The sequence below is a fragment of the Leclercia adecarboxylata genome (genome assembly GCF_006874705.1).
In the GTDB taxonomy this organism is placed as follows: domain Bacteria; phylum Pseudomonadota; class Gammaproteobacteria; order Enterobacterales; family Enterobacteriaceae; genus Enterobacter; species Enterobacter adecarboxylatus_C.
The window spans coordinates 1,252,964-1,272,899 of sequence record NZ_CP035382.1; the positions used below are offsets into that span (position 1 = coordinate 1,252,964).

General features: G+C 57.9%; 19 protein-coding genes, 1 other RNA gene and 2 pseudogenes. 10 read left to right on the forward strand and 12 right to left on the reverse strand.

The window, feature by feature from the left end; translation table 11 throughout:
* Positions 1–144 precede the first annotated feature (144 nt).
* From rnpB to garP, 5 genes are all read right to left on the reverse strand, one after another.
* Positions 145–522, reverse strand: an RNA gene (rnpB, locus tag ES815_RS06900) — RNase P RNA component class A.
* 32 nt (positions 523–554) lie between these two features.
* The gene (gene garK / locus ES815_RS06905; protein WP_142487212.1) at positions 555–1,700 is read right to left on the reverse strand and encodes a glycerate 2-kinase; all 1,146 of its coding nucleotides are present in this window, start codon (positions 1,698–1,700) and stop codon (positions 555–557) included.
* A gap of 60 nt (positions 1,701–1,760) precedes the next feature.
* Entirely contained in the window at positions 1,761–2,651 is an 891-nt protein-coding gene (gene garR / locus ES815_RS06910; protein ID WP_142487213.1) for a 2-hydroxy-3-oxopropionate reductase, read from the reverse strand.
* Between the two features lie 31 nt (positions 2,652–2,682).
* Positions 2,683–3,453, reverse strand: a complete 771-nt coding sequence (gene garL / locus ES815_RS06915) for a 2-dehydro-3-deoxyglucarate aldolase (protein ID WP_142487214.1) — start codon at positions 3,451–3,453, stop codon at positions 2,683–2,685.
* 15 nt (positions 3,454–3,468) lie between these two features.
* Positions 3,469–4,803 carry a galactarate/glucarate/glycerate transporter GarP gene (garP, locus tag ES815_RS06920; protein WP_142487215.1) on the reverse strand — a complete coding sequence of 445 codons (1,335 nt, stop codon included), beginning with the start codon at positions 4,801–4,803 and terminating at the stop codon, positions 3,469–3,471.
* A gap of 415 nt (positions 4,804–5,218) precedes the next feature.
* On the opposite strand from garP, the gene garD reads away from it, so the two are divergent.
* Positions 5,219–6,790 carry a galactarate dehydratase gene (gene garD / locus ES815_RS06925; protein WP_142487216.1) on the forward strand — a complete coding sequence of 524 codons (1,572 nt, stop codon included), beginning with the start codon at positions 5,219–5,221 and terminating at the stop codon, positions 6,788–6,790.
* Positions 6,791–6,878: 88 nt separating this feature from the next.
* Here garD and ES815_RS06930 read toward each other — a convergent pair.
* Both ES815_RS06930 and rsmI read right to left on the reverse strand, forming a co-directional pair.
* Positions 6,879–7,672, reverse strand: a pseudogene (locus ES815_RS06930) (Fic family protein).
* Positions 7,673–7,676: 4 nt separating this feature from the next.
* Entirely contained in the window at positions 7,677–8,540 is an 864-nt protein-coding gene (rsmI, locus tag ES815_RS06935) for a 16S rRNA (cytidine(1402)-2'-O)-methyltransferase (protein ID WP_142487217.1), read from the reverse strand.
* A 62-nt stretch (positions 8,541–8,602) separates the two neighbouring features.
* On the opposite strand from rsmI, the gene ES815_RS06940 reads away from it, so the two are divergent.
* The 4 genes from ES815_RS06940 to dolP are packed head-to-tail and all read left to right on the forward strand — an operon-like array spanning position 8,603 to position 12,243.
* Positions 8,603–10,693: a penicillin-binding protein activator gene (locus ES815_RS06940; protein ID WP_142487218.1), complete on the forward strand. Its 2,091-nt coding sequence runs from the start codon at positions 8,603–8,605 to the stop codon at positions 10,691–10,693.
* Positions 10,651–11,046, forward strand: coding sequence for a YraN family protein (locus ES815_RS06945; protein WP_142487219.1), 396 nt, complete (start codon positions 10,651–10,653; stop codon positions 11,044–11,046). Before ES815_RS06940 ends, ES815_RS06945 begins: the two co-directional genes overlap by 43 nt.
* A 21-nt stretch (positions 11,047–11,067) precedes the next feature.
* A complete protein-coding gene (gene diaA / locus ES815_RS06950; protein WP_032614385.1) occupies positions 11,068–11,658 on the forward strand; it encodes a DnaA initiator-associating protein DiaA in 591 nt (196 codons plus the stop codon).
* Positions 11,659–11,667: 9 nt separating this feature from the next.
* A complete protein-coding gene (gene dolP, locus ES815_RS06955) occupies positions 11,668–12,243 on the forward strand; it encodes a division/outer membrane stress-associated lipid-binding lipoprotein (RefSeq protein ID WP_142487220.1) in 576 nt (191 codons plus the stop codon).
* 34 nt (positions 12,244–12,277) lie between these two features.
* Here the strand turns inward: dolP and ES815_RS06960 are convergent, their stop codons facing one another.
* A complete protein-coding gene (locus ES815_RS06960; protein ID WP_142487221.1) occupies positions 12,278–12,922 on the reverse strand; it encodes an NAD(P)H-binding protein in 645 nt (214 codons plus the stop codon).
* Positions 12,923–13,048: 126 nt separating this feature from the next.
* Between ES815_RS06960 and ES815_RS06965 the strand changes: the two genes are divergently transcribed.
* On the forward strand, positions 13,049–13,567 hold the full coding sequence (locus ES815_RS06965; protein ID WP_142487222.1) for a type 1 glutamine amidotransferase domain-containing protein: 519 nt from the start codon (positions 13,049–13,051) through the stop codon (positions 13,565–13,567).
* Here the strand turns inward: ES815_RS06965 and ES815_RS06970 are convergent.
* Positions 13,553–13,981, reverse strand: coding sequence for a YhbP family protein (locus tag ES815_RS06970; RefSeq protein ID WP_142487223.1), 429 nt, complete (start codon positions 13,979–13,981; stop codon positions 13,553–13,555). The genes ES815_RS06965 and ES815_RS06970 overlap by 15 nt on opposite strands.
* 14 nt (positions 13,982–13,995) lie before the next feature.
* Here ES815_RS06970 and ES815_RS06975 point away from each other — a divergent pair.
* A pseudogene (locus ES815_RS06975) lies at positions 13,996–14,336 on the forward strand (GIY-YIG nuclease family protein).
* Here the strand turns inward: ES815_RS06975 and ES815_RS06980 are convergent.
* Together ES815_RS06980 and ES815_RS06985 are read right to left on the reverse strand one after the other, a co-directional pair.
* On the reverse strand, positions 14,323–14,826 hold the full coding sequence (locus tag ES815_RS06980) for a GNAT family N-acetyltransferase (protein WP_142487225.1): 504 nt from the start codon (positions 14,824–14,826) through the stop codon (positions 14,323–14,325). The pseudogene ES815_RS06975 and the gene ES815_RS06980 overlap by 14 nt on opposite strands.
* Positions 14,820–15,344 carry an SCP2 domain-containing protein gene (locus tag ES815_RS06985; protein ID WP_142487226.1) on the reverse strand — a complete coding sequence of 175 codons (525 nt, stop codon included), beginning with the start codon at positions 15,342–15,344 and terminating at the stop codon, positions 14,820–14,822. The genes ES815_RS06980 and ES815_RS06985 overlap by 7 nt, the downstream gene beginning before the upstream one ends.
* A gap of 221 nt (positions 15,345–15,565) precedes the next feature.
* Between ES815_RS06985 and ES815_RS06990 the strand changes: the two genes are divergently transcribed.
* From ES815_RS06990 to ES815_RS07000, 3 genes are all read left to right on the forward strand, one after another.
* Positions 15,566–16,561, forward strand: coding sequence for a peptidase U32 family protein (locus ES815_RS06990; protein ID WP_142487227.1), 996 nt, complete (start codon positions 15,566–15,568; stop codon positions 16,559–16,561).
* 8 nt (positions 16,562–16,569) lie between these two features.
* Positions 16,570–17,448, forward strand: coding sequence for a U32 family peptidase (locus ES815_RS06995; RefSeq protein WP_142487228.1), 879 nt, complete (start codon positions 16,570–16,572; stop codon positions 17,446–17,448).
* A 78-nt stretch (positions 17,449–17,526) separates the two neighbouring features.
* A complete protein-coding gene (locus ES815_RS07000) occupies positions 17,527–18,534 on the forward strand; it encodes a luciferase-like monooxygenase (RefSeq protein ID WP_142487229.1) in 1,008 nt (335 codons plus the stop codon).
* An 84-nt stretch (positions 18,535–18,618) separates the two neighbouring features.
* Here ES815_RS07000 and mtr read toward each other — a convergent pair whose 3' ends face one another.
* Positions 18,619–19,863, reverse strand: a complete 1,245-nt coding sequence (mtr, locus tag ES815_RS07005; RefSeq protein WP_142487230.1) for a tryptophan permease — start codon at positions 19,861–19,863, stop codon at positions 18,619–18,621.
* Positions 19,864–19,936 lie beyond the last annotated feature (73 nt).

A 19,936-nucleotide genomic window follows, 5' to 3' on the forward strand; every position in this document is an offset into this window, starting at 1 on the left:
AATTATCTGTCAGGGAAGAACCCCGGGAGTATTTTTCAATTACGGATGTCGATCTGTGATGAAGTATATAAACAATTTTGTATGTAAGAACCGGCAGAGAATGCAGAAAGCAAAAACCCGCCGAAGCGGGTTTTTGTTTGAAAATGGTGAAGCTGACCGATAAGCCGGGTTCTGTCGTTGAACAGTCATTCATCTAGGCCAGCAATCGCTCACTGGCTCAAGCAGCCTACCCGGGTTCAGTACGGGCCGTACCATGTGAACCCCTATTTGGCCTTGCTCCGGGTGGAGTTTACCGTGCCACGGACTGTTACCAGCCGCGCGGTGCGCTCTTACCGCACCCTTTCACCCTTACCTGATCCCACTTGCGTGGGCCATCGGCGGTTTGCTCTCTGTTGCACTGGTCGTGGGTTTCCCCCCCAGGCGTTACCTGGCACCCTGCCCTATGGAGCCCGGACTTTCCTCCCCTCCGCCCGTCTCCCCCGAAAGGGACGACGACGAAGCGGCGACTGTCTGGTCAGCTTCGGCGCGCAGTATAGAGGGTTTGCGCCCCGCTGTCACCCTTCGGTGAGCATCCCGACCCGCAGGGTGGCGGCAATATTGCGCGAAGCGCGATAAATATTGTCAAACGCGCCGCGGAATGCCTCTTCGAGAGTGCTGATGCTGGTCAGGACGCTGAACACCGCGTCGATACCGTACTGGTGCACAATGCCGACATCGCTGGTCAGGCTGCCGGCAATACCGATCACCGGCTTATGATACTTGCTGGCGACGCGCGCCACGCCTACCGGCACTTTGCCGTGAATGCTTTGACTGTCCAGACGACCTTCACCCGTCACCACCCAGGTGCAGTCATGAATATGCTCTTCGAGATTCAACGCCTGGGTGACGATTTCGATGCCGCTCTTCAGCTCCGCACCGAGGAACGCCATCAGCGCAGCGCCCATGCCGCCAGCCGCACCCGCGCCAGGGACATTTTTGACATCAATACGCAGTGCGGTATGTATCACATCAGCGTAGTGAGAAAGATTGTTATCGAGCTCCAGGATAGTGGCTTCCGTGGCCCCTTTCTGCGGGCCAAAGATGCGGGATGCGCCCTGCTCGCCGATCAGCGGATTGCTCACATCACAGGCCACCCGGATCGCGCAGGTTTTCAGGCGCGGATCGAGCGTCGAAATATCAATATTGTTCAGCGCCATCAGGCTGCCGCCGCCGTGGCCGATATCGGTGCCGTTGGCGTCAGTCAGTTTTGCACCCAGCGCCTGCACCATTCCGGCGCCGCCGTCGTTGGTGGCACTGCCGCCAATCCCGATAATAATATTGCGCGCACCTTTATCGAGTGCGGCGAGGATCAGCTCGCCCGTGCCGCGGGAGGTGGTAATCAACGGGTTGCGCTGGGCCGGAGGAACCAGAGCCAGTCCGCTTGCCGCTGCCATCTCAATAAACGCCGTCACGCCATCGCCGGAGATCCCCCAGCAGGCGTTAACGCTTTCGCCCAGTGGTCCCGTCACAACCGCGTGCTGCATCGTGCCGTTGGTGGCGGCAATCATCGCTTCAACCGTTCCTTCCCCGCCATCCGCCACGGGAACCGAAACATACTCTGCATCGGGAAAGATCTCCCGAAAGCCTTTTTCTATCGCCCGCGCTACCTCGGTGGCAGACAGGCTTTCTTTGTAAGAGTCAGGGGCGATTACGATTTTCATAGTTATAGCCTGTTACCGCTTAAGGCAAAAATAGCGGGCGCGTTCCCGCGCCCGTCTTTGTTAGCGAGAGACTTCCACTTTCGCCAGTTTTTCGTAATAGCAGGCAATGGCGCTGTGGTCAGCAGTCCCCAGCCCGTCGGCACGCAGGGCCTGCATCATCTCCATCACCGCCGCGGTCAGCGGCAGCTGGGCACCCACGCCGTGGGAGGTGTCCAGGGCGTTGGCCAGATCCTTGATGTGCAGATCGATACGGAAGCCAGGCTTGAAGTTACGATCCATCACCATCGGTGCTTTAGCATCCAGCACGGTGCTGCCCGCCAGGCCGCCGCGGATCGCCTGATACACCAGATCCGGGTTAACGCCCGCTTTGGTCGCCAGGGTCAGGGCTTCGGACATCGCCGCGATGTTCAGGGCCACAATCACCTGGTTTGCCAGCTTGGTGACGTTACCTGCACCAATCTCACCGGTGTGCACCACGGAGCCGGCCATCGCTTTCAGCAGATCGTAATATTTGTCGAAAATCGCCTTGTCGCCGCCCACCATTACAGAGAGGGTGCCGTCGATGGCTTTTGGCTCGCCGCCGCTCACCGGCGCATCCAGCATGTCGATGCCTTTCGCTTTCAGCGCTTCGCTGATTTCACGGCTGGCCAGCGGTGCAATGGAGCTCATGTCGATCAGCACGGTGCCCGGTTTGGCCCCTTCAATAATGCCGCCTTCGCCCAGCGCCACCTCTTTCACGTGTGGGGAGTTTGGCAGCATGGTGATGATCACATCGCACTGCTCAGCAATCGCCTTTGCCGTGGTAGCGGTCTCTGCGCCTGCGGCAATCACTTCGGCAATGGCTTCCGGGTTACGGTCAGCAACCACCAGTGAGTAACCTGCTTTGATGAGGTTTTTACTCATTGGTTTACCCATGATACCCAGGCCAATAAAACCAACTTTCAGTGTCATAATTGCGTCTCTCTTTATTCAGTGGTGGTGATTATTTCTTGAAGGAATCCGCTAACTTCTGAGTCGCGGAGCGGAACACGCCGAGGTCGCTGCCAACGGCAACAAAAGTCGCGCCCCATTCCAGGTAACGGCGCGCATCGGCCTCGACCGGCGCCAGGATGCCGCACGGCTTATCGTGCGCTTTGGCGCGGGCAAAGATATGCTGAATGGCGCGCTGGACTTCCGGGTGATTCGCATTCCCCAGATGACCAAAGGCGGCCGCCAGGTCGCTTGGGCCGACGAAGATGCCGTCGACGCCGTCAGTGGCGGCGATCGCATCGACGTTGTCCACGCCCTGCTGGCTCTCAATCTGCACCAGGATGGTGATGTTTTTGTTCGACTGGACGAAGTAGTCCGGCACGGTGCCAAACATATTGGCGCGATGGGAGACCGACACGCCGCGAATGCCTTCTGGCGGATAACGGGTGGACGCCACCGCCTGCACAGCCTCTTCGACGTTTTCCACAAACGGGATCAGGAAGTTGTAGAAGCCAATATCCAGCAGGCGTTTGATGATCACCGGCTCATTGGTCGGGACACGTACCACCGGCGCACTGTGGCTGCCTTTCAGCGCCATCAGCTGCGGGATAAAGGTGGTGACGTCGTTCGGAGCATGTTCACCGTCGAGTACGAGCCAGTCAAAACCTGCCAGCCCCAGCACTTCGGTGCTGATTGGGCTTGCCAGCGCCGACCAGCAGCCGATCTGAATCTGATGTGCCGCGAGGGCCGCTTTAAATTTGTTCGGGAAAATATCGTTACTCATCGCTTATACCTTTGCTTATTTCTGCAATTCCATACGTTTGATGTCACCCACTACGAACAGGTAGCAGAACATCGCCATCAGCGCGGAACAGCCTACGAATACCAGTGCCGCGTTGAACGAATGCAGTTCACTGACCAGATAGCCAATCACCAGCGGAGTGACAATTGACGCTACGTTGCCAAAGACGTTAAACACACCACCACACAGCCCAACAATCTCTTTTGGTGCGGTATCGGAAATCACCGGCCAGCCCAGGGCACCAAACCCTTTACCGAAGAAGGCCAGCGCCATCAGGGCTACCACCAGCGCGGTGTTATTGGTGTAGTTGCACAGAATGATTGAGGAGGCCAGCAGCATGCCCAGCACAATCGGCAGCTTACGCGCCAGGGTAATCGACTTGCCTTTCTTAATCAGGTGATCCGAGAACACCCCGCCCAGCACGCCACCGGCAAAACCGCACAGCGCCGGAATGGAAGCCACCAGACCCACCTTCAGAATCGACATCCCCTTCTCCTGCACCAGGTAAATCGGGAACCAGGTGAGAAAGAACCAGGTGATGGTGTTGATAAAGTATTGCCCGAAAAACACGCCCAGCATCATGCGGTTGGACAATAACTGTTTGATGTAATGCAGCTTCGGACCGCTGGCCGCTTTGTCGCCCGGCTTTTTATGATCCATGTCGACCACCGCGCCGCCGTCCTTAATGAACTTCAGCTCTTCCGCGGTCATGCGTGGGTGGTCGGTTGGGTTGTGGATAAACTTCACCCACATCCCGGTCAGGACAAAACCAATCACCCCCATCACGGTAAAGACATGTTCCCAGCCCCAGGCGAAGGTCAGCCAACCGAGCAAAGGGGAGAACAGCGCCAGCGAGAAATATTGTGCAGAGTTAAAGATGGCAGAGGCCGTACCGCGCTCTTTGGTCGGGAACCAGGCCGCCACGATACGGGCGTTGGCCGGGAAGGACGGCGCCTCGGAGAAGCCGAGCATAAAGCGCATAAAGAACATCGAGATGCCCGCCCATGCCAGCGGGAAGAAATCGACAAAGCCCTGCATAAAGGTGAACAGCGACCAGAAGAACAGGCTGTACGTATAAACCTTTTTCGAACCGAACTTATCCAGCAGCCAGCCGCCGGGGATCTGCATCAGCAGGTAGGCCCAGCCGAAGGCGGAGAAGATGTAGCCCATCGACACGGCGCTCAACTGGAGCTCTTTGGCGACTTCCGTACCGGCAATAGAGAGCGTGGCGCGGTCGGCGTAATTGACCGCGGTTACAATAAATATAATGAGCAATATTAAATAGCGGGTTGGGGCACCCTTTTTTGTTTCAACGGTAGTATCCAGCAACATTTTTATTTCCTCTGGCACATCAGCGAAATTATTTTTATTATTTTAAGAAAGAGGCATTCCTGATTATTTCAGTAATGGCAGGCAAATACGGATAATTAATCCGATACCATGAAATCGTTAATGAGTATAATCAACCACCCCAGGACGCGCATTGTGTAACCGCTCAATTATATAAGGTCTTGTGAATATTATTTTGAGCATATGCACAACACCCTGGGCGCTGATGCACAGATTTCGCTATTGCCCCCCTTATGCACAGACTAAGGTCAAAAATGAGTGATCGCGATCACGTTTTTAATTCCCTGCGCCTGACATTCTTTATTCCACTGAGCAGAGTCTTTATTTCCGATAACAAGAAAATACACGTACTCTTTTACGAATTAATTATCCCCCACTCGCTGGAGAATACTGGACAATGGCCGACATCGAAATTCGACAAACGTCGCCGGGCGCGTTTTATATTAAGGTGCACGACACCGATAACGTGGCGATTATTGTTAACGATCAGGGGTTAAAAGCCGGAACGCGTTTCCCTGACGGGCTTGAACTGATCGAGCATATTCCGCAGGGCCATAAAGTGGCGCTGGTCGATATCCCGGCGCAGGGCGAAATCGTGCGCTATGGCGAAGTCATTGGCTATGCCGTGCGGGCGATCCCGCAGGGCAGCTGGATTGACGAGTCGCTGGTAGCCCTGCCGGAAGCACCGCCGCTGAACACCCTGCCGCTGGCGACCCGCGTGCCGGAGCCAATGCCAGCCCTGGAAGGCTACACCTTCGAAGGCTATCGCAATGCAGACGGCAGCGTCGGCACCAAAAACCTGCTCGGCATCAGCACCAGCGTGCACTGCGTGGCGGGGGTTGTCGATTTTGTAGTGAAGATCATCGAGCGCGACCTGCTGCCAAAATACCCGAACGTTGACGGCGTGGTCGGTCTGAACCACCTGTACGGCTGCGGCGTGGCGATCAACGCCCCGGCGGCCATTGTGCCGATCCGCACCATCCACAATATTGCCCTCAACCCGAACTTCGGCGGCGAAGTGATGGTGGTGGGCCTTGGCTGCGAAAAACTCGTGCCTGAAAAACTGCTGCAGGGCACCGAGGATACCCAGGCTATCCCGGTGGATAACGCCAGCATCGTGCGTTTGCAGGACGATCAGCACGTCGGTTTCCGTTCGATGGTCGATGATATTCTGCAGGTTGCAGAGCGCCATCTGGCAAAACTGAATCAGCGCAAGCGTGAAACCTGCCCGGCCTCTGAGCTGGTGGTGGGGATGCAGTGCGGCGGCAGCGACGCCTTCTCCGGCGTAACCGCAAACCCGGCCGTGGGCTATGCCTCGGATCTGCTGGTGCGCTGCGGCGCAACGGTAATGTTCTCGGAAGTCACCGAAGTGCGCGATGCGATCCACCTGCTCACCCCACGCGCCATCAACGAAGAGGTAGGCAAACGCCTGCTGGAAGAGATGGCCTGGTACGATAACTATCTCGACATGGGCAAAACCGACCGCAGCGCTAACCCCTCCCCGGGCAACAAGAAAGGCGGCCTGGCGAACGTGGTGGAAAAAGCCCTGGGCTCTATCGCCAAATCGGGCCAGAGCGCCATTGTCGAGGTGCTCTCCCCGGGCCAGCGCCCAACCAAACGCGGCCTGATCTATGCCGCCACGCCGGCCAGCGATTTCGTCTGCGGCACCCAACAGGTGGCCTCCGGGATCACCGTGCAGGTGTTCACTACCGGGCGCGGCACCCCGTACGGCCTGATGGCGGTTCCGGTCATTAAAATGGCGACCCGTACCGAACTGGCTAACCGTTGGTTTGATCTGATGGATATCAACGCGGGCACCATCGCCACCGGCGAAGAGAGCATTGAGGACGTGGGCTGGAAGCTGTTCCACTTCATTCTCGACGTGGCCAGCGGCCGCAAGAAAACCTTCTCCGATCAGTGGGGATTACACAACCAGCTGGCGGTATTTAACCCGGCACCTGTGACCTGAGTTTGCAGTAAACCTCTTTTAGCATGGCTCCGGCCATGCTTTTTTTTTGCCTTTCGTTCTGATTATCGTCAGGCGGGACACGGGCAGGCTATCTTAAGACCTGCCAGTATCCTCCTTTTCTGGCACCGACTCGTTGTACCTTACCCTTGCTTTGTAACGCACTGAGATAGCGTTCTACCGTACGGGAGGTCACTCCAAGCATTGAGGCCAGGGTGGAAGCGGTCATCTTTGGTTGGGCAATCAGAAGTTGCAGGATGGTATCCTCTTTTTCCGACATTTGTTCCGACATTCTTTCCGACATTGTATGTGGCGACGAGATGCTTTCACGCAGCGCATCGGCAAGATTCCGTAGCATGAATTCCACAAAAGCCGTGCAGTCGCTGGCTTTGTCACACTGCCCAAGGATGGCGTAGTACCGCTCTTGCTGAAAGTGGATCAGCGTTTCTACGGGCAGCCAGGCCAGTTCGGCACGCCACTGACTGAGAATAAGAGTCTGCCAGAGGCGCCCCATACGGCCATTGCCGTCGGCAAATGGATGGATAAATTCAAATTCATAGTGGAATACAGAGCTGGCTATCAGCGGGTGCAGGTCTGTTATACTCAGCCAGCCAAGCAGCTCATCCACCAGACGAGGGACCTGAGACGCAGGAGGCGCCATATGCACCAGTTGGTTACCACGGTAGATCCCGACATCCCCCCGATAGTCAGCGAATTATGTTCGATGGCTAACGACGCCTGGATGGTACGAATACGGTTCTCTTTGCGCAGCAGAGGTGAAGCTCGCCCCGTATACGCAGCCCAATGCCCCAGCAATTCTCCCGTCTCAACCACCAGATTTAGGATTGCAGAGGTAATCGTAAAAGGGGGTTGATAACGGCTCACCAGGTTACTCCCCCTGCTGCTCCAGGGCGTACTTATACAGCGCGTTCTTTTTCACGCCGTGGATCTCCGCCGCCAGCGCGGCCGCTTTTTTCAGCGGCAGCTCGGTCTGCAGCAGCGCGAGGGTGCGCAGCGCGTCGGCAGGCAGCGCGTCTTCTGTCGCTTTGTGCCCTTCGACAATCAGCACCATTTCGCCCTTGCGGCGGTTTTCGTCCTCTTTCACCCAGGCCAGCAGCTCGCCCACCGGCAGGCCGTGGATGGTCTCCCAGGTTTTGGTCAGCTCGCGCGCCAGCACTACGTAACGGGCTTCGCCCCAGACCGCCACCATATCCTCCAGACTCTCCAGCAGACGGTGGGTGGATTCGTAGAAGATCAGGGTGCGGGGTTCGGCTTCCAGCGCCTTCAGCACGTCGCGACGGCCTTTGGATTTGGCAGGCAGGAAACCTTCATAGCAGAAACGATCCGACGGCAGGCCCGCGGCGCTCAGGGCAGCAATGGCCGCGCACGGACCCGGCAGCGGTACTACGCGAATACCGGCTTCGCGGCAGGTGCGGACCAGGTGATACCCCGGGTCGTTGATCAGCGGCGTACCGGCATCGGATACCAGGGCGATGTTCTGCCCCTCTTTCAGCTTAGCCACCAGCGTTTCGGCTTTTTGTTGCTCGTTATGATCGTGCAGGGCAAACAGGCGGGCGTTAATCGCGAAATGTTGCAGGAGCAGGCCGGTGTGCCGGGTATCTTCAGCAGCAATAAGATCAACGCTTTGCAACACGGTGAGCGCACGTTGGGTAATATCAGATAAATTCCCGATAGGAGTAGGTACAATATAAAGCTGACCCTGAGAATTATCTGCCGTTTCGTGTTGTTTCATTGTTTCATCCGTATTGCCGATTTAATATTGAGCATTGCGTAAAAAATATCACTGGATACAGTATGGTACCCTTAACGTTTCTTCATAATAAAGTCACGCGCAGCCTTCCGCTGGTGCTGGCAGCCCTGATCTTTGCTGGCTGCGGTACCCAGGCGCCCGATCAAAGTGCTGCCCATATGGAGGGTGCCGCGCAGGCCGACTCCGGCTTCTATCTGCACCAGATGGAGCAGAGCTCCGATGATACCCGGATCAACTGGCAATTACTCGCCATTCGTGCACTGCTGAAAGAGGGTAAAACCCAGCATGCCGCCGATCTGTTTAATCAGTTGCCGCAGGATTTGAGCGACACCCAGCGCCGCGAGCAGTCGCTGCTGGCCGCTGAACTGAAAATTGCGCAGAACGACGTTGCCGGAGCGAAGAAGATCCTCGGGAATATCGACCTCAGCACGCTCGATAAAAACCAGCAGGCACGTTTCTGGCAGGCCGGTATTGCCGCGGAACAGGGGCGCCCTTCCCTGACGCTGCTGCGGGCGCTGATTGCCCAGGAGCCGCTGCTCGCCGCCGCCGAAAAACAGAAAAATATTGATGCCACCTGGCAGTCGCTCTCCGCCATGAATCCCGATCAGGCCAATGCGCTGGTGATCAATGCCGACGAAAATATCCTGCAGGGCTGGCTGGATCTGCAGCGCGTCTGGTTCGATAACCGCAACGATCCCAATATGTTGAAAGCCGGGATCAAAGACTGGCAGACCCGCTACCCGAACAACCCGGGGGCGACCATGCTGCCAACGCAGCTGGTCAATGTGCAGAACTTCAAGCCCGCCTCCACCAGCAAAATCGCGCTACTGCTGCCCCTGGATGGCCAGGCCGCCGTCTTTGGCCGCACTATCCAGCAAGGTTTTGACGCAGCGAGAAATGGCACGGCGGCCGTCACCGGTAGCGCCGTCCCTGCCCAGGTTGCCCAGGCTGCCAACGCCGGCGATGTGGTGAGCCCGTCCAGTGCCGAAACCAACGATCTGACCACGGCCCAACCTGTCATCGCCCAGGAAGGTACGATGCAGGAGCCGGTCCAGGCCCCTGAAACCACCCAGCCCGTCACCGCGCCGGATAACACCGTGCAGGATCCGCAGCAGGCTCCTGTCGCCGCGCAGTCACCTCAGGCCACGGCACTCGCCAACCCGGCCGCCGAGGTGAAGGTGTATGACACCAGCACCCAGCCGCTCGACCAGGTGCTGAACCAGGTCCAGCAGGATGGCGCCAGCATCGTGGTAGGCCCGCTGCTGAAAAACAACGTCGAAGAGCTGATGAAGAGCAATACCTCGCTGAACGTGCTGGCGCTGAACCAGCCGGAGCAGGTACAGAATCTCCCTAACGTCTGCTACTTCGCCCTGTCGCCAGAAGACGAAGCTCGCGATGCCGCGCGCCATATCCACGAGCAAGGTAAGCAGGCTCCTCTGCTGTTGATCCCGCGCAGCCAGCTGGGCGATCGCGTCGCCACCGCCTTTGCCGAGGAGTGGCAGCAGCTGGGCGGCGGCATTGTTCTGCAGCAGAAGTTTGGCTCAAGCTCTGAACTGCGTGCAGGCGTTAACGGCGGGGCAGGTATTGCTCTGACCGGTAGCCCGGTCACCTCCAGCCTGCCGCAGCAGCAGGGCGTGACGATTGGTGGCCTGACCATCCCGGCACCGCCAACGGACGCGCAGATTAGCGGCGGCGGCAATGTCGATGCGGCTTACATCGTTGCCACCCCGGAAGAGATCGCCTTTATCAAACCGATGATCGCCATGCGTAACGGCAGCCAGGCTGGCGTGTCGCTGTATGCCAGCTCGCGCAGCGCGCAGGGCACCGCCGGCCCGGACTTCCGTCTTGAGATGGAGGGCCTGCAGTACAGCGAAATTCCAATGCTGGCAGGCGCCAACCCGGCGCTAATGCAGCAGGCGCTGAGCAGCGTACGTAACGACTACTCGCTGGCGCGTCTGTATGCCATGGGCGTGGACGCATGGGCGCTGGCGAACCATTTCACCCAGATGCGCCAGGTGCCAGGCTTCACCCTTAACGGCAATACCGGCGATCTCACCGCCACTCAGGACTGCGTGATTAACAGGAAGTTATCATGGCTCAAATACCAGCAGGGACAGATCGTTCCGGCGAGTTAACCCGCAAACAGACCGGCGACGCGCGCGAGCTTCAGGCGCGTCGCTGGCTTGAGCGCAAAGGACTGCGCTTTATCGCCGCGAACGTTCGCGTCCGCGGCGGTGAAATTGACCTTATCATGCAGGACGGCCCGACCATCGTGTTCATTGAGGTGCGCTACCGCCAGTCAGCCCGCTATGGCGGTGCCGCTGCCAGCGTGACCCGGGCCAAGCAACAAAAATTATTACTCACCGCCCAGTTGTGGCTTGTCCGGCATAATGGCAGCTTTGATACTGTGGATTGCCGGTTCGATGTGGTAGCCTTCACCGGAAACGCCATCGAATGGTTCAAAAACGCCTTCGGCGCAGACGCGTAAATCAGATCGTTAAGGGATATCGTGCTCGAAAGAATTAAGGTGTGCTTCACCGAAAGCATTCAGACTCAGATCGCAGCGGCAGAAGCGCTGCCGGACGCCATCTCCCGTGCGGCGATGACGCTGGTACAATCCCTGCTCAACGGCAACAAAATCCTCTGTTGTGGCAACGGCACCTCGGCCGCCAACGCACAGCATTTTGCTGCCAGTATGATCAATCGTTTTGAGACAGAGCGCCCCAGTTTACCTGCCATTGCACTTAATACCGATAACGTGGTCTTAACGGCGATTGCTAACGATCGTCTCCATGATGAGATCTATGCCAAACAGGTGCGTGCGTTAGGGCATGCCGGTGATGTGCTGCTGGCGATCTCTACGCGCGGCAACAGCCGCGACATCGTCAAGGCCGTTGAAGCCGCCGTCACGCGCGATATGACCATCGTTGCCCTGACCGGTTACGATGGTGGCGAGCTGGCGGGGCTGTTAGGTCCTCATGATGTTGAGATCCGTATTCCTTCCCACCGCAGCGCGCGCATTCAGGAGATGCACATGCTGACGGTGAACTGTTTATGCGATCTGATCGATAACACGCTTTTCCCTCACCAGGATGATTAAGGAGTATACATGAAGGCATTTTCGCCCCTCGCAGTCCTTATTTCTGCGCTGCTGCTTCAGGGATGTGTGGCTGCAGCGGTAGTGGGTACTGCCGCAGTAGGCACTAAAGCCGCGACTGACCCGCGTTCCGTGGGCACACAGGTGGATGACAGCACCCTGGAACTGCGCGTGAACAGCGCCTTGTCCAAAGACCAGCAGATCAAGAAAGAAGCGCGCATCAACGTCACGGCTTACCAGGGCAAAGTGCTGCTGGCAGGCCAGGCACCGAATACCGAACTTGCTGCCCGCGCGAAGCAGATCGCCATGGGCGTAGAGGGCGCAACCGAGGTGTTTAACGAGGTGCGTCAGGGCCAGCCGATTGGCCTGGGCGATGCATCCAACGATACCTGGATCACCACCAAAGTGCGCTCCCAGCTGTTGGGCAGCGATCAGGTGAAATCGTCTAACGTGAAAGTGACCACCGAGAACGGCGAAGTGTTCCTGCTCGGCCTGGTAACCGATCGTGAAGGGAAAGCGGCGGCGGATATCGCCAGCCGGGTGAGCGGCGTCAAGCACGTTACCACCGCCTTTACCTACCTGAAGTAGTTCTCTCCTGCCCTCTGCCATCGGCAGAGGGCCATTACCCCTCGCCCTGCGCCATCTCCCTGAGCTTCGCTGACGAAATAATATTGACGCCAGCCGGTGACGCCCCCAGCGCCTCCTGCAGCATCACCTGCGCCACATCCCGTGCGTCTATTGACTTCAGATTGCCGGGCAACAGGCTAAACAGCGGTGCAAACAGCGATTCGCTGAAGCGATGCTTCTCCCGCTCCCCCAGCAGCATCGACGGACGCACGATGGTCAGCCGCTCCCACTTCTGGGCGATCAGGGCCTCTTCCATCTTGCCTTTCACCTTGTTGTAGAAGAACGGCGAGTGCGCGTTAGCGCCCATCGCGCTGACCACCAGCAGATGCTTCGCTCCGAGCCGTTTGCCGGTCAGGGCCGTATCCACCACCAGGGTGTAGTCGGCATGGATAAAGGCCTCTTTGCTGCCCGCCTCACGCCGCGTGGTGCCCAGACAGCAAAAGACGGTGTCCACCGGATCCTGAACCTGGGCCAGCGCATCGGTCAGCTGCGGATCGTGCGGATTAAACACCCCTTCAATATCGCCCAGCGGGCGACGCGTCGGGGCGGCGATATAGTTGACCTTCCGCTCCTGAATAAGCATCCGCAGCAGGTGCCCGCCCACCAGGCCGGTCGCACCGGTAATTAAAACCTGACTCATGACTCCTCCTTTGCAGATTAGTCCGTATGCGATTTCACATCCCTCAACCACACTTAGTAGTCTCATCGCTAAGTATTTACCACAAGCGAAGAAAAAGCTGTCTGAAGCCAAAACAACGGAGGAAACATGAGCAAGAAAATTGCAGTCTTGATCACCGACGAGTTTGAAGATTCAGAGTTCACCTCGCCTGCCGAGGCGTTTCGCAAAGCGGGGCATGAGGTGATCACAATCGAAAAACAGGCGGGGAAAACGGTGAAAGGCCACAAAGGCGAAGCCAGCGTTCCTATTGATAAGGCCATCGACGAGGTACGGCCCGCAGACTTTGATGCTCTGCTGCTGCCCGGCGGCCACTCCCCGGACTCGCTGCGCAGCGACTCGCGCTTCGTGACCTTTACCCGTGATTTTGTCGCATCCGGCAAACCGGTATTTGCCATCTGCCACGGCCCGCAGCTGTTGATCAGCGCCGAAGTGGTGCGCGGCCGCAAACTGACGGGCGTAAAATCGATTGCCATCGATCTCAAAAACGCCGGGGCGGATTTTCACGATCAGGAGGTGGTGGTCGATAAGGATCAGCTGGTCACCAGCCGGACGCCGGAAGATCTTATCGCCTTTAATCGTGAGGCGCTGCGCTTACTCGGCGCGTAGCCAGTGATGTTTTTTACCAAAGCCTAAGGTGTTGTCAGTGAACTTGAGTTCATCCAGGCGGATCTCCCATACTGGAGCTGGCATGGCCGCGGCAACCGGAAAGCGACGAAGATAGTGCTTACGCATCGCGTCGCTTTCCTCCCCCTCCAGACGACGGATCTCCCCTTTAAACTGCACCCCGCGGATCAACGCCACGGTTTTCGGCTGCCCGTTGACGGTGCCCGCTACTTTGGCCTGCTTGCCGCTCATCTGCGCATGGCGGGTTTTATCTTCGCTTAAAACGTAAAAGGCCACGCGCTGGGGGTCGTAATAGTAAAAGGCATTTGCGCACCACAGCTCATCCTCATGGTGAACACACCAGGTGACGACATGCTGCTTCGCCAGCCAGCGGTTGATGGCGGCCAGAGTTTCCATTTCGCTTCTCTCTCGTGCTAAGGTGCGTTCACCTTAACATACTGAATCTTTCGCCGTGTGCTGGTTTCTCTATCTTGTTCGAACCGCTGATAATGCGCTCTATACGGGCATTACTACCGATGTCCCGCGTCGCTTCCTGCAACATCAAACCGGAAAAGGGGCGAAGGCGTTACGCGGCAAAGGGGAGCTGACGCTGGCATTTTCCGCCGTCGTGGGGGATCGCTCGCTGGCGCTGAGGCTGGAGTACCGGATCAAACAGCTGACGAAGCGCCAGAAAGAGCGCCTCGTCAGCGGAGATGGAACGTTTGAGGCGCTACGCGAGAGCCTGCAAGCGCCGCTAATTAAAAGCGATTAAAGTGGTCGTGGTATTCGACCAGGCCGCTGACGCCGTTAAGCGCATCATCAGCCAGACCGTGCAGCTGGAAGGCCGACTCGGTGCCCGGCCAGCGGCAGCGCAGATCGTAATGAGCGGCTTTCTCGAAGCCTAAACGGCTGTAGAACGCCGGATCGCCCAGCGTTACCACGGCGGCATAGCCAAACTCATTGAGCGAATCCAGCCCTTCATAGACCAGCTGACGCGCCAGGCCTTGTCCGCGGTAGTTTTCATCCACCGCCAGCGGCGCCATGCCAACCCACTGCAGCTCTTCACCCTGCACGGTGACCGGGCTAAAGGCGACGTAGCCCACCACCTGCCCCTCATCGTCGGTAGCCACCAGACCCAGGGTAATCAGGCCATCTTCACGAAGGTCCTGAACCAGCTGCGCCTCTCCGTCCCCTTCGAAGGTCCGGCGTAATAAGGCATCGATACCCGGCGCATCGATCCCAATCTCTACTCGAATCAACATGGCTCACCTACAGAAGTGTGTTTACTCTCCGGCGGAGTTTTCAAACCCGCCTCGACAAAATCGGCCAGTTGCAGCAGCGCCACGCGCAGCGGCTTTGGCATCTGCTCCAGCTCGATGGCATCCATCAGGTTTTTGACATACAGACCTAACTCGGTATCGCCTTCAATCACCAGACGGCGCTGGAAAAAGAGCGTGTCGGGATCCTGTTTACGCGCCGCGATCATCAGCAGATCGCTGGCGTCGGCGCTGAAGCTGACATCCGCCTCTGCGGATTCGCGTACCACCAGCTGTTCGTTTTCAACGGAGGTGTACCAGCGCAGGCCGATATCCCGCACCTCGATACTTAACCAGCGCCCTTCCAGAAACGCCAGCTCGCCTTCCGCCAGCGCCTGACGGAATTGCCAGCTTAGCACCTGCTCCAGCACCTGGCGCTTTAGCGCGAAGGGCGCCAGTTTCACCGGCACGCTCAGCAGCGACGGGCCAAATTGTACGAGACGTGAACGCAGTTTATCCAGCACGAGCAATACTCCCTGATATCTATAGTCCTGATATTTTGCCATATCCAGTCGTGGGTATAGCGGCGTAAATCAACAAAGTGGCGTCCGGCGTAATCCATTATTGGTGCCATCAATACGCCATTAGCTGCCTTAAATCAAAAATTGTCGCCTGATGGTTAATTAAAATCGCTGTTCGATAACAATTTTGCATCCCCATGGGGCTGCGAACGTCAGGATAAATTATGGAGCTGCTCTGCCCTGCTGGAAATCTACCGGCGCTTAAGGCGGCCATCGAAAACGGCGCCGATGCGGTTTATATCGGGCTGAAGGACGATACCAATGCCCGTCACTTCGCTGGTCTCAATTTTACCGAGAAAAAGCTGCAGGAAGCGGTGAGCTTCGTGCACCAGCACCGCCGCAAGCTGCATATCGCTATTAATACCTTTGCTCACCCCGACGGCTATCAACGCTGGCAGCGCGCGGTGGATATGGCGGCACAGCTGGGTGCCGACGCGCTGATCCTTGCCGACCTCGCCATGCTGGAGTATGCCGCCGAACGCTATCCCCATATTGAGCGCCATGTCTCGGTTCAGGCATCGGCCACCAACGAAGAGGCCATTCGCTTTTACCATCGTCACTTCGACGTGGCGCGCGTGGTGCTGCCGCGCGTGCTTTCTATTCATCAGGTTAAGCAACTGGCTCGCGTCACGCCAGTTCCGCTGGAAGTTTTTGCCTTTGGCAGCCTGTGCATCATGGCCGAAGGACGCTGTTACCTCTCCTCCTACTTAACCGGGGAATCTCCCAATACCGTGGGCGCCTGCTCTCCGGCTCGCTTTGTGCGCTGGCAGCAAACGCCGCAGGGGCTGGAATCACGGCTGAACGAGGTGCTGATCGACCGCTATCAGGACGATGAGAACGCCGGCTATCCGACGCTGTGTAAAGGCCGCTATCTGGTGGATGGCGAACGCTATCATGCCCTGGAAGAGCCTACCAGCCTTAACACCCTGGAGCTGCTGCCGGAGCTGCTGGCCGCCAATATCGCGTCGGTGAAAATCGAAGGTCGCCAGCGCAGCCCGGCGTACGTCAGCCAGGTAGCAAAAGTGTGGCGCCAGGCGATCGATCGCTGCATGGCGGATCCGAAGCAATATGCACCGCAGCCCGCATGGATGGAGACCCTGGGCGCGATGTCCGAAGGTACCCAGACCACGCTGGGCGCGTATCACCGTAAATGGCAGTGAGATAACGCATGAAATATTCATTAGGGCCGGTGCTCTACTACTGGTCAAAAGAGACGCTGGAGGATTTCTACCAGCAGGCGGCAACCAGCCAGGCCGATGTGATTTATCTGGGTGAGACAGTATGCAGTAAGCGTCGCGCCACCAAAGTGGGCGACTGGCTGGATATGGCGAAAAGCCTGGCCGACAGCGGCAAGCAGGTGGTGCTTTCCACCCTGGCGCTGGTGCAGGCTTCGTCGGAACTGAACGAGCTGAAACGCTACGTCGATAACGGCGAGTTTCTGCTGGAAGCCAGCGATCTGGGCGTGGTGAACCTGTGCGCCGAGCGCAAACTGCCCTTTGTCGCCGGGCATGCCCTGAACTGCTATAACGCCGTTACCCTGCGTCTGCTGCTTAAACAAGGCATGACGCGCTGGTGTATGCCGGTGGAGCTTTCCCGTGACTGGCTGGTCAACATACTGGCCCAGTGCGACGAGCTGGGGATCCGCAACCAGTTTGAGGTGGAGGTGCTGAGCTACGGCCATCTGCCGCTGGCATACTCCGCCCGCTGCTTTACCGCGCGCTCCGAGAACCTGCCGAAAGACGAGTGCGAAACCTGCTGCATCAAATACCCGAACGGGCGCAGCATGCTGTCGCAGGAGAATCAGCAGGTGTTTGTCCTGAACGGCATTCAGACCATGAGCGGTTACGTTTACAACCTCGGTAACGAGCTGGCCTCAATGCAGGGGCTGGTGGATATGGTGCGTCTGTCGCCGCTGGACAACAGCGTGTTCGCAATGATTAACGCCTTCCGCGCCAACGAGAATGGCGCTGCCCCGCTGCCGCTTACCGCGAACAGCGAATGCAACGGCTACTGGCGACGCCTTGCCGGGCTGGATCTGCAGGCCTAAAAAAGGCTCACTTTGTTAACAATGATGGGTAAACTTTAATGCAATATTGAAGATTCACCGTCGACAAAGTGAGCTGTTATGACTGATAAATCCATTCCGTTTTCGGTGCTGGACCTGGCGCCGATCCCTGAAGGCTCCTCGGCAAGAGAAGCCTTTACCCACTCTCTGGATCTCGCCCGCCTGGCTGAACAGCGCGGCTATCATCGCTACTGGCTGGCGGAGCATCACAATATGGTCGGGATCGCCAGCGCAGCCACCTCGGTGCTGCTCGGCTATCTGGCGGCCAATACCACCACCCTGCATTTAGGCTCGGGCGGCGTGATGTTGCCAAACCACTCCCCGCTGGTGATTGCCGAGCAGTTTGGCACCCTGAATACGCTCTACCCTGGCCGCATCGATCTGGGACTGGGCCGTGCGCCGGGCAGCGATCAGCCGACCATGCGCGCGCTGCGCCGTCATATGAGTGGTGATATTGATAACTTCCCGCGCGACGTGGCGGAGCTGGTGGACTGGTTTGACGCCCAGGATCCGAACCCGCAGGTACGTCCGGTGCCGGGCTACGGCGAGCAGATCCCGGTCTGGCTGCTGGGCTCAAGTCTGTACAGCGCCCAGCTGGCCGCCCAACTGGGACTGCCGTTTGCATTCGCGTCGCACTTTGCACCGGATATGCTGCATCAGGCGCTGCATCTCTATCGCACGAACTTCAAACCTTCTGCGCGGCTGGAAAAACCGTACGCGATGGTCTGTATCAACATCATTGCCGCCGACAGCAACCGCGATGCGGAATTCCTGTTTACCTCCATGCAGCAGGCATTTATGAAGCTGCGCCGCGGCGAAACGGGACAGCTGCCGCCGCCGGTGGAGAATATGCATCAGCTGTGGTCCGCCTCAGAGCAGTATGGCGTGCAGCAGGCACTGAGCATGTCGCTGGTGGGAGATAAAGCAAAAGTGCGCCACGGGCTGGAGGCGGTGCTGCGTGAAACCCAGGCCGACGAGATCATGGTGAACGGGCAGATTTTCGATCACCAGGCGCGGTTGCATTCGTTCGATCTGGCGATGCAGGTGAAAGAAGAGTTGGTGGGGTAGCCTTTTTGCCCGGTGGCGCTTCGCTTACCGGGCCTACGGGATCGCGTAGGCCGGATAAGGCGTAGCCGCCATCCGGCACAAAACTTACTGATACACCGGCAGCAGATTAAAGCTCGACAGCACATGCACCAGCGCGTTACCAATCCCAAACACCAGAATCAGCGCAATCATCGGCTTGCCGCCCCAGACGCGGAATTTTGGGCTGCCAAAGCGTTTACGTGATTTGCGTGCCAGCAGCGCTGGCACAATTGCCGCCCAGATGGTTGCCGCCAGCCCTGCATAGCCGATGGCGTACAGAAAACCGTTCGGCCACAGCAGGCCACCGATCGCCGGAGGCAGGAAGGTCAGCAGCGCAGTTTTCAGACGGCCCAGGGCAGAATCATCAAAGCCACACAGATCGGCCAGATAGTCAAACAGGCCCAGGGTCACGCCGAGGAAAGAGCTGGCCACGGCAAAGTTGGAGAAGATTACCAGCAGCAGATCCAGACTGCGGCTGTTCAGCACCCCGCTCAACGCCTGCACCAGCACATCAATATTACCGCCCTTCTCCGCAATACCGATGAACTCCGGACGTGGGATGTTACCCATCGTCCCCAGCAGCCAGATCGCATACAGACCCAGCGCCAGCAGCGTACCGTAGACCAGGCAGCGGGTGATGGTGCGCGGATCTTTGCCGTAATACTTCATCAGGCTCGGCACGTTGCCGTGATAGCCAAACGACGCCAGACAGAACGGCAGAGTCATCAGCAGATACGGCGAGTACGAGGTGTTGCTCTCCGCCACGTTAAACAGGGTGGCAGGCGTGACGTGCCCCAGCAGGCTGCCGAAGGTCAGGAAAAAGGTGATGACCTTCGCACCCAGCACAATGGCTGTCATCCGGCTGACCGCCCTGGTGCTCATCCAGACAATAAACGCCACGCCCAGCGCAAAGCACAGCCCCGCCAGCCGCGCCGGAACGTCCAGCGACATCTCCGAGAGGGTGTGATGCAGAATCGAGCCGCTCGCCGAGATATAGGCGTAGGTCAGGATATAGAGCACAAAGGCAATGGAGATGCCGTTGACGATGTTCCAGCGTTTGCCGAGCAGGTCGCGGGTGATGGTGTCGAAGCTCGATCCAATACGATAGTTGAGGTTTGCTTCAAGGATCATCAGGCCTGAATGCAGCATACAGAACCAGGTGAAGACCAGCGCTGCCAGCGACCAGAAGAACCACGCCCCGGACATCACCACCGGCAGGGAGAACATCCCTGCGCCAATGATGGTACCGCCGATGATCACCACACCGCCGAGCAGTGAGGGTGACGTTTGGGTGGTGGTTAGTGTCGCCATACAGCCTATTCTCCAGTCAATAATTTGGGACCTGCATCTTAATGTGCTGCACTGTACCAGTACAATAGTACAA

Bases quoted from the DNA above. Each gene is read 5' to 3' on its own strand.
- mtr (WP_142487230.1), bottom strand. From the start codon at position 19,863: ATGGCGACACTAACCACCACCCAAACGTCACCCTCACTGCTCGGCGGT.
- ES815_RS06940 (WP_142487218.1), top strand. From the start codon at position 8,603: ATGGTACCCTTAACGTTTCTTCATAATAAAGTCACGCGCAGCCTTCCG.
- ES815_RS06990 (WP_142487227.1), top strand. From the start codon at position 15,566: ATGGAGCTGCTCTGCCCTGCTGGAAATCTACCGGCGCTTAAGGCGGCC.
- garR (WP_142487213.1), bottom strand. From the start codon at position 2,651: ATGACACTGAAAGTTGGTTTTATTGGCCTGGGTATCATGGGTAAACCA.
- ES815_RS06960 (WP_142487221.1), bottom strand. From the start codon at position 12,922: ATGAGTCAGGTTTTAATTACCGGTGCGACCGGCCTGGTGGGCGGGCAC.
- garL (WP_142487214.1), bottom strand. From the start codon at position 3,453: ATGAGTAACGATATTTTCCCGAACAAATTTAAAGCGGCCCTCGCGGCA.
- ES815_RS06970 (WP_142487223.1), bottom strand. From the start codon at position 13,981: ATGGAAACTCTGGCCGCCATCAACCGCTGGCTGGCGAAGCAGCATGTC.
- ES815_RS06980 (WP_142487225.1), bottom strand. From the start codon at position 14,826: ATGTTGATTCGAGTAGAGATTGGGATCGATGCGCCGGGTATCGATGCC.
- garP (WP_142487215.1), bottom strand. From the start codon at position 4,803: ATGTTGCTGGATACTACCGTTGAAACAAAAAAGGGTGCCCCAACCCGC.
- ES815_RS06995 (WP_142487228.1), top strand. From the start codon at position 16,570: ATGAAATATTCATTAGGGCCGGTGCTCTACTACTGGTCAAAAGAGACG.
- ES815_RS06965 (WP_142487222.1), top strand. From the start codon at position 13,049: ATGAGCAAGAAAATTGCAGTCTTGATCACCGACGAGTTTGAAGATTCA.
- dolP (WP_142487220.1), top strand. From the start codon at position 11,668: ATGAAGGCATTTTCGCCCCTCGCAGTCCTTATTTCTGCGCTGCTGCTT.
- ES815_RS07000 (WP_142487229.1), top strand. From the start codon at position 17,527: ATGACTGATAAATCCATTCCGTTTTCGGTGCTGGACCTGGCGCCGATC.
- ES815_RS06945 (WP_142487219.1), top strand. From the start codon at position 10,651: ATGGCTCAAATACCAGCAGGGACAGATCGTTCCGGCGAGTTAACCCGC.
- rsmI (WP_142487217.1), bottom strand. From the start codon at position 8,540: ATGAAACAACACGAAACGGCAGATAATTCTCAGGGTCAGCTTTATATT.
- garD (WP_142487216.1), top strand. From the start codon at position 5,219: ATGGCCGACATCGAAATTCGACAAACGTCGCCGGGCGCGTTTTATATT.
- garK (WP_142487212.1), bottom strand. From the start codon at position 1,700: ATGAAAATCGTAATCGCCCCTGACTCTTACAAAGAAAGCCTGTCTGCC.